This window comes from Mesorhizobium sp. WSM3224 (genome assembly GCF_000427725.1).
GTDB lineage: Bacteria > Pseudomonadota > Alphaproteobacteria > Rhizobiales > Rhizobiaceae > Mesorhizobium.
This window is the reverse complement of record NZ_ATYO01000056.1, coordinates 1-8,411: the sequence shown is the minus strand read 5'-3', so window position 1 is coordinate 8,411 and position 8,411 is coordinate 1. Positions and strand designations below refer to the sequence as shown.

The 8,411-nt window shown below is 60.6% G+C and carries 3 protein-coding genes and 6 pseudogenes; 3 read left to right on the top strand and 6 right to left on the bottom strand.

Annotation, left to right across the window (positions count from 1 at the left end):
- Positions 1-34: 34 nt before the first annotated feature.
- The 3 genes and pseudogenes from YU3_RS0133550 to YU3_RS40125 form a co-directional block, all read right to left on the bottom strand.
- Positions 35-1,429: an aspartate aminotransferase family protein gene (locus YU3_RS0133550; protein ID WP_051334205.1), complete on the bottom strand. Its 1,395-nt coding sequence runs from the start codon at positions 1,427-1,429 to the stop codon at positions 35-37.
- A 76-nt stretch (positions 1,430-1,505) separates the two neighbouring features.
- The gene (locus tag YU3_RS0133545; RefSeq protein ID WP_027170253.1) at positions 1,506-2,879 is read right to left on the bottom strand and encodes an MmgE/PrpD family protein; all 1,374 of its coding nucleotides are present in this window, start codon (positions 2,877-2,879) and stop codon (positions 1,506-1,508) included.
- Positions 2,880-3,328: 449 nt separating this feature from the next.
- Positions 3,329-3,687: pseudogene (locus YU3_RS40125) on the bottom strand (transposase); the annotation flags it as partial.
- Between the two features lie 78 nt (positions 3,688-3,765).
- Here YU3_RS40125 and YU3_RS38235 point away from each other — a divergent pair.
- Positions 3,766-4,011, top strand: a pseudogene (locus tag YU3_RS38235) (leucine zipper domain-containing protein); the annotation flags it as partial.
- On the opposite strand, the pseudogene YU3_RS40120 reads toward YU3_RS38235, so the two are convergent.
- Positions 4,003-4,534, bottom strand: a pseudogene (locus YU3_RS40120) (transposase); the annotation flags it as partial. The pseudogenes YU3_RS38235 and YU3_RS40120 overlap by 9 nt on opposite strands.
- A 258-nt stretch (positions 4,535-4,792) precedes the next feature.
- Here YU3_RS40120 and YU3_RS40115 point away from each other — a divergent pair.
- A pseudogene (locus YU3_RS40115) lies at positions 4,793-5,085 on the top strand (transposase); the annotation flags it as partial.
- Positions 5,086-5,273: 188 nt separating this feature from the next.
- A complete protein-coding gene (locus tag YU3_RS0133530; RefSeq protein WP_027170251.1) occupies positions 5,274-6,242 on the top strand; it encodes an AraC family transcriptional regulator in 969 nt (322 codons plus the stop codon).
- Between the two features lie 610 nt (positions 6,243-6,852).
- Here YU3_RS0133530 and YU3_RS41985 read toward each other — a convergent pair.
- Positions 6,853-7,074: pseudogene (locus tag YU3_RS41985) on the bottom strand (hypothetical protein); the annotation flags it as partial.
- 315 nt (positions 7,075-7,389) lie between these two features.
- Positions 7,390-8,411 (bottom strand): annotated as a pseudogene (locus tag YU3_RS38230) (IS110 family transposase); the annotation flags it as partial.

The window sequence follows — 8,411 nt, the reverse complement described above, 5'->3', positions numbered from 1 at the left end:
GTGAATTGGGCTGTCGAACGAAGACGCGCGCGGCTCAGCGGATCTCGTTGTCAAAGATCCGGAACGTCTCTGTGAGAAGCTCCAGGAAGAGATCGATCTCCGCCTCGCTGATGATAAGCGGCGGAGCTGCCAGGAAGCATTCCCCAAACTTTCCGCTAGCGGCACGGCGTGCATAGATGAGCAAGCCGAGATCGGAAGCAATGTTCGAGATGCGAGTGGACGCCTGCTTCGCGCCGAGGAAAATCGCCTTGGTGGCCTTGTCCTGAACGACTTCCACTGCGTTGAGGAGACCCAACCCCCGTACGTCGCCCATGGTTGTGCTCCGATCCTTCAGCGCGTTGAGCTTTCGCCGCAGCACGATGCCCATCCTCTGGGCGTTACCCATTAGATCGTGGTCCAGCATTTCCTGGAGAACCGCGATACCGATTGCCGAGGAGAGCGGGTTACCGGAATAGGTGTGGCCGTGCAGGAAGCCGCCCGACTCGACGACCTTGTCGACAATCCTGTTGGGGGCAATCATGGCGCCAAGCGGCGTGTAGCCTGCGCTCAAACCCTTAGCGCACACGACGAGATCAGGCAGGGCATCCGGCCAATGATGGGCAGCCAGGAAGGTTCCCGTTCTGCCGGCGCCACACATGACCTCATCGAAGATCAATAAAACGCCATAGCGATCGCAAATCTTCCGGACCTTCGAATAGTAGTGATCCGGCGCAACCAAGGCGCCGGTGGCAACGCCGCCGACCGGCTCCATGACGAATGCGAGCACCGTTTCCTCGCCTTCAGCGAGAATCTGTCTCTCAAGCTCATCCGCACAATGGTCGGCATAGGAATCGACGGTGTAGCCCTCGGGGATGCGGTAGCTCCATGGCGCGGGTACCTTCGGCATTATCCGCATGATCGGGCCGAACATCTCATCGCGATCCGGATCGCCGCTGACCGCGGCAGCGCCGAGCGTCGAGCCGTGAAAGCCTGGCATACGCGCAAGGATCTTCCAGCGTTTCTTCTGGCCAGTGACTACAGCGTATTGGCGCGCGAGCTTGAGGGCCGATTCGATGGCCTCCGAACCGCCAGACACCAAGAGCGTTTGATCAAATCCCGGACCCGCGAGATCCGCAATCATCCTGCAGAGCCTATTGGTCGGCTCGCTGGTGAATGCGGTGCGGACAGCGTAGCTGACGCGGTTGGCTTGTTCGATCATGGCGTCGCGGACCCGCTCATTGCCATAGCCGAGATTGACGACAGCTGCGCCAGAGGAACCGTCGAGATATCGCTTGCCGTTGGTATCCCATAAGAAGATACCCTTCCCATGCGAGACAATTGGCGCTTGGCCAGCTCCGCGCCCAGCGTAGAACGCCCTGATGCCCACGTCATGCGAGTCGTTGGAGGGCTCCCTCTGAGCGGATTTCGGCTGAGTTGCCGTCTGTGTCATTGTGATCAATCCTGATTTGTGCTGCGTGTAAGAAAGTGATGCTGGCCCGTTCGGGACGGTTCGTTCGCGTCTGACGTTACGTCATCGCGCACGATTTCAACGCATCGCGAACGGATAAATCTTCCAGTTTGAGGAGAGCCTCCTTCAGAGACGCAGCCTTCGCTTCGCCAATCACGGGGCTTGCGATAGTCAGGAACTTAGCCCCCACCTCAGCCGACCCAAAAGGTGGGCCGCCGGGAGCACCAGTGGGAATCTCGGCCTCGGCGGAAAGAGTTTCGCCACTATGGAGGGTGACACTGACGCGAGCGGGCAGGAGCCTTTGCGCATAGAACTTCTCGTCGGCCCCGGCGAGGGTTGAAACGTCAATCAGTGCCGCCGTGTTCTTGAGGTTTTCGTCGAGCAGATCTTCTTCACGCAGACCCGTCGCGGAGGACTTGTCGAGCAGTTCGAGGGCGAGCGCATAGGGAATGTGGAATGCTGCCTCGACGGTTGATGAATCCGGCCAAGGCCCATTGAAGTCGCGGACGAACTCGCTCACCGTTTCAACGTGAATGCTCTTGACGTCGGTGCAGCCGAAACGATGACGCGCCAGCAGCGCACGCAGGCAGTCGATCGCCGTGTGGATACAGCGACAGACGCCATAAGGCTTGAACCCGGTATCCAGGATGAAATAGCGCTGGCCCCACCCCTCGAGCATGTCTCGGGGTTCGAAGCGGTCGGACCCGGCCATGGCCCAGAACCCATCACCGCCGTCAAAGATGGTGCGATTGCCATGAAAGCCGGCACGGACAAGGTCCACCGCGGTGATGGCGCCTTTGTTCGCCCATCCGTAATTGTTCTTCAAAAGACTCATCGGCCGCGAGTAAAACTTGCGCAGGAAGGGGAGCGGGGCATGCATCGGGGTCAGACCGTAGGTATCGGCGATCTGAGCGCCGGTAAATCTGTGCAACAGGCTTGCTGCGGTGCAAGCGCCGAAGATCTGCCAGGAGGCGTATCCCCAGACCTGCCGGTTGCGGTCTTCGCTGGGACGCAAGGCTGCCCCAAGCCGCAGCGACATTTCGTAGCCACCAACGATCGCTGCAATCAACTCCCTGCCGGAACTGTCGACCTCTTCGGCGACCGCGAGAGCAGCCGGAATCAGCGAGGCACCAGGATGGCCGAAGCCGATGTAGGAATCATCGAGGCTCAGCATGCTGGCGCTATGCCCGTTGGCATGGGCCGCATTAGCGGGGTGGAAGCGCAATGGTGTGCCGAAAACGGTGCTGGGGCCGCCGGAATCGGTGCGCCCAAGGTAGGGCGTCATCTGCTTGGCCCCGTGCGTCCTGCTTCCCCCGATCATGCAGCCGACGTGATCGAGGACAAGGAGCCTCGCCTTGTCGCGCACGCGTTCTGGAAGCTCGTCATATGTGAGGCTGGCGACCGTAGTTGCGATGTTTTCTGTCAGGGACATGTCTCTTTCCGAAATGGGATCGTGCCAGCATGGGCGCGCACGTTTCGTTGATTTGACCGGCCCAGGGAGTCGCGTCGGTCATGGCGGCTCAACAACACGCAATCTAAGAACTTTTGGGTTCCTCGGAACCTTGAACAGTTATGGGCGCAGGATTATTCGTTATTCCGGCTGAACTACCTCTGGCCCGGATACGAGCGATTACATCGATTGCACAAACGTTGGCTCTCCCGCACAAAGCCTGCGAGGCCCTTACCAATCGCTATTCGAGATTACCTGAAAGCGTGGGTCGGCAGAGTCGGTCAGGTTTTCGTTGCTTCACGAGGCCGCGGCACGATCGTCGAACCCATTAACACCGACTTGGCCAACATAGCCATTCGACTTAAACGGACAGGGGGCCAGCGGAAGCGGCGAAACCAGACAATTGCCACGGTGCCCAAGCAAGACGTTTTGTAGTCGAAGGCGGTGCCGCGTTTGGCATGGCTGGTCGGAAAGCCGGCACGCAGCTCGACCGATCTGAACTTGCGGCGAGCAAGGCCGGCCGGGCCCAGATGTAGTCGGTATCCTTGCTCAGCATGTGCCAGATGATCATTGCAAGCTTGCGCGCAGTGGCGACGGCCGCGATGTGCTTCCCGCGGCGCGAGGCGATGCGCTTGTAGAAGGCGCGTAGAGGTCCTGGCGATCGCACAGCCGCCCATGCCGCCTCGACCAGCATCCCCCGCGCATGGCCGCGGCCCTGCTTTGTGATGCGCCCGTGATAGGCTGGCCCCTCACCAGACTGCCGCACGCTCGGATTGAGGCCTAGATGTGAGCTTTCGGGAGGTTGTCCATTCGGACCGGACCGAGGAGACTGGAGTTACCAGGCTTCAGCACTCACCGGAGGGTCCGAATGAACATTCACAAGAATGCCCGTCTAACGCCGCTGCGTCGAGAGGAGATGACGCTGTCCGTGATAGAGGGCGGTTTTTCCAAGGCCCATGCGGCGCGCGTCTATGGCGTGTCGGCCAAGATCGTGGCGCGCTGGATCGAGCGCTATAAGGCCGAAGGTCGGGCCGGCACGGTCGACCGTTCCTCGCGGCCCGCGCATATGCCACAGGCCACCGATGCGTCGATCGCCGAACGCATCGTGGCGCTCGATGGCAGTGCGCTCATCCGCAGGCAATATTTGCCTCGTTAGCCATTTGCGCCCGCTGATCCCGACAAGGTTACCATGCGGACAAGGCGGGATCAGGTGGGCGTGGAGGATGGACTGGATCAGGTTCTTCAGCCGTGAACGCTGGCGAACCAGCTGTGTCCGCCTGGTGACCTGTCTTCGGAGGGCAAGGGTCCCCGGATCCGGAACCCAGACCTCCGGCAGAAAGCCCGAGGCGTAGAGCTTCGCAAGGGCTGTGGCGTCGATCGTGTCAGTCTTCACCTTCGCGTGCGCGATCATGTGCACCTGCTTGGGGTTAGCGATCACGATCCGATCCACGTAGGGCGAGCACTTCAGCGACGGCCGTGGCATTGCCGGTCGCCTCGATCACCACATGATCATCGTGGGTGAGTTCCCTCCTGGCGAACTCCTCGAGCTTATCGCGCAGCATTTGAACGCGGCCGAGCTTGACGATCTTGCCGTCAAGCAACGACACGACCTCGGCGGCTACGCGGTGTATGTCCATGCCGATAATACGCGGTTCCCTCCATCGTTGGTCACGAACAGGGAGCCAGCGGGCAACACGACAAATACGGATCCGCGCTCGCAGCGCATCCGGGCGAGTCGTAGGGGCGGCCAGATAACGTGCTCGAACTCGCAGTTCATCTGCATACGACGGCCTGCCCGCACTTGCGTGCTCCCGGTGCCCCGTGGCCCGGATGCGCCAAGCTTAACGAAACCTGACGACCGAACAAACGATGGCACCGAGAACAACATGCCGGATAATGGCTTCATCGAGAGCTTCAACGGCCGACTGCGCGATGAACTGCTCAACGAGACGCTGTTTACCTCGCTGGCTCAGGCGCGCGTACCCCTCGCCTTGTGGCGCGCCGACTACAACACCGCGCGGCCGCACTCCCAAATCGCCTGGCAGACACCGGCTCCGAGTTCGCCACCACCTTCAATCCGCGACAGTCGCTCGCGCTGCGCTATGCCAAAGGCTCCGCGCCAGCGCCAGTCGCTTCACCCGCCCAGCAGGGCACAACCCACGCCGGAAACGAACTCAAAACTGGATAACAACTGAGGGCAACGTCACCTCGCCCTAAATACATATGAGGTCCTTGTGTTGTTGACCGGTCCCACACGTAGCCGTATAATTTTGGTCAGATAAAACTAAGAGGATGGAGCACTGCTTCTTGCCGGCCTTTGAACCAGCCAGCGACCTTCAGCTTAATCACTCGGCCTCGGGATGAGGGCGGCACACGATGGAAACCGAAGAGTTTGTCCGCCGCCTGAGCCAGGGTAGCGGTTTCCACATCGAGAGAATCGACGGTAGTGAAGCAGCAGGCGGCTACCGATGCCTGCCACCCCCCGAGCACGCGTCGGGTCAAGGAGTTGGCTATTACGACTATCAGAACCTCTGCGTTACCATGCGCAAGCTGGAGGTTAAGCAGGATTTTTACGACGATGAACCGGGCCTAGGGCGCCTGGTGTTTTTGCTCCATCTGTCCGGATCGCGGCGGATCGAGCTTGGCAACTCACATCAGAATCATCTGACCGCGCCGACCCTTGCTGTCTATTATTTGCCACAAGGAGTTTTTAGGCGAAGTGTCTGGACGCGTGGAGTCAACGAGGTGTCAATGACCGTTGGCGTATGGCCAGATAGACTGGCCTCGCTGCTCGGCTTTTATCCGATCTGCTTTCCAAACTTTTGGTGCTCTAGGGGCGATAAGGCCGAGGCATTCTGGTATTCTCGCCCGCTTCCCTATACGCTCATGTCAGCGGCCGAAGGATTACTCAATCCCAGCGTACATCCATTGCTCCTAAAGAACTATATTTCGACCAAGTCCCAAGAACTACTCTGCCTTAGCCTGAGCACATTGCTGTCTGACGGCGAACTCCTATCCCGTCCCGACCTACACCTGAAGCGTGTCGAGCACGTCAAGACGATGGTAGACGCAAACTTGAAGGACCCGCCCGCCCTGTCGAAGCTTGCCACCACACTCGGCGTGTGCGCTGAGGAGCTGTCGAATGAGTTGCGCGAGGAAACAGGTGTCAATTACGTCCAATACATCACCGAGCGGAGAATGAATCGGGCAATGCTGCTGCTCGGTCGCGGCGATAGCCTCCTGAAACAGATCGCCTACGAGGTGGGCTATGCTCATACCTCTAATTTCTGTACAGCCTTCAAGCGCCATTTTGGAACGACGCCAAAAGACGTACGAGGGCAGTAGACCGCCCGTTCCGCGAGCAGCCGGCCCACTGGTCGTACGCCTTCGGCCAAGCCTGCCTTGCGCGAGTATGGCACGATAGCGAGGCAGCGCTCTTAAGATTATCCTTACGGGCGCGGCTTGCAGCACGGCATGAGCCATGTGACGATATTGACCGGGCCTGAGCGTCGTCGGCGTTGGAGCGAAGGGGATCCGTGCCGGATAGTGCGCGCGGCGCCCCGGGCCACAGTGGCCGCTGTGGCCCGCCAGTACGATGACGCAACCAGCCTGATCTATAAGTGGCGTCGCACATGAGAGCCGGCGAGACGGGCTTTGCGAAGTTGTCGCGGTTCCCTTCATTGTCGCGCCGCAGTCGTGGCCGCGCGATAACCGGAAGCGGCGGCAGACTGTGCCTTTGCGAGCGGTTTGCACCTAAGGAGCGCAATGGGTTTTGCTCTGTTACATTGTCGACATCCTTCACATGCAGTCCAGCAAGAGCGGCGAAACGGCAACGGTGCAACTCTTCGACCACCGTGCGTCTCACCTGCCTTCCCGTATGGCCCTGCAGGCCACCGGCGCCATAGCATGGGAGATTGAGCTCGAAGAACGGCAAGCTGCTATCCCAATAGATCGGCTAGGGCGCGTGCTTGCCGGAAAAATATGGTGTCCCGTTCAGCCCCGCGTCAGCTTGGGCGGCCGGCGATGCTTCATAAGCGAAACCCAAGAGCTCGGCCTCACTCCACATGGGCCCCACGATAATCAGGCTGAAGGGTGCCCCTCCCTCATAATATCCGGCCGGCACGACCACCCCGGGCACCCCAGCAATGTTGATCTCGCTAACGGTGGTCTCGTGAATCTCGTCATCGCCGTCCCTGAGCCGCGCCGGCTCGCTGGGCGCAAACGCGCAATCGAGATCATAAATAAGACGGGCTTCGGTAACGGGCCTCGTCTTGTCAATCCCTCGTAACTTCGTCCGCTGCCGGGGTCTTGCTTCTGTCCGCAGTCGGCGCTTTTGGCCGCTGCCTGATGGGATCTGATCGGGATCGGCCAATCTAGGGACGCGCAGTCATAAAACGAACTGCTCCGGTCTTAGCGGCCTAACCGGGTCCACCGTCCCGGCAAGGGACGTCGTAACGGCAGGATCTGGTGTCGATGCCCGCCGTGTTCCTCCTTATCCTTTTCCTCTCATCGAACGCTTCACGACACAACTGCCGCAGGACGGCCTGTCGGGTAGAAAGCGCTCAGCGCTGCGCATCATCTGGTGCAGAACCACCCGCAGCTTGCGCGCAAGTGCAACCTTGGCCTTTCGCATCCCGGCCCGCTTCGCCACCGCAAGCGCCCAGGACTTCAAGGCCGAGCCCTTGACCGGTCGCGTCAGTATCACGTTGGCCGCCTCGTAGAGCGCCACACGCACCCCATGGTCGCCGACCTTGGAGATGCGCCCCGTCACGTCGGTCTCACCAGACTGGTACTTCCTCGGCGTCAGGCCGAAATGGGCGCCCACCATCCGGGACGAGCGAAACCGCGACGGGTCGTCGATGGCCGCCGAAAATGTCAGCGCTACCAAAGCCCCGACCCCCGGCACGCTCATCAGGTTGCGCACCTGCCCGTCGCGACTTGCCAACCCGACAAGACGCTTCTCGATCGTCTTGAACTCGCACAGCAGCACCGCTCGGGTCTTGAGAAGAGCCTCGGCAATCTGCTGCAGCGTGTCATGATGGGCGACCAGTTCGCGAACCCACCGCTCAAACGTCTTCGGCGTCGTCGGGCCAACCTTCAGGCCAAAGCCGCGCAAGACCCCGCGGATGCTCATCTCGACATCGTGCCGCTTCGACTGCAGGAGCTTGCGCGTGGTCAGCAGGACGCGGACCTCCGTGCCGGCAGTGACTTGCAGTGCACGGGGCGGAACCAGCCAAGCCGCATGAGCTGCGCAATGCCGCGCGCATCTTTGCGATCCGTCTTCACCGGCATCGCCTTGAAGGCGTCGCGCACGTGGCGCGTCTCGAGAAGCTCCACTGCCAGGCCGGACGCCTGCAGCCCAGCAAACAGCCATTGCGACAGCGGGCCTGCCTCCAGGCCAATCCGCGCAAGCGGTACTTCGAGCGCCGCAAACCAGGCGATCAGCGCCTCCGGCCACCGACGCTTCCCGCACGATCTTGCCCCGCCCATCAACCACACAGACACTTGAGCATT

Excerpts from the sequence above, each read along its gene's own strand:
- YU3_RS0133550 (WP_051334205.1), bottom strand. The coding sequence starts at position 1,429 with ATGACACAGACGGCAACTCAGCCGAAATCCGCTCAGAGGGAGCCCTCC.
- YU3_RS0133530 (WP_027170251.1), top strand. The coding sequence starts at position 5,274 with ATGGAAACCGAAGAGTTTGTCCGCCGCCTGAGCCAGGGTAGCGGTTTC.
- YU3_RS0133545 (WP_027170253.1), bottom strand. The coding sequence starts at position 2,879 with ATGTCCCTGACAGAAAACATCGCAACTACGGTCGCCAGCCTCACATAT.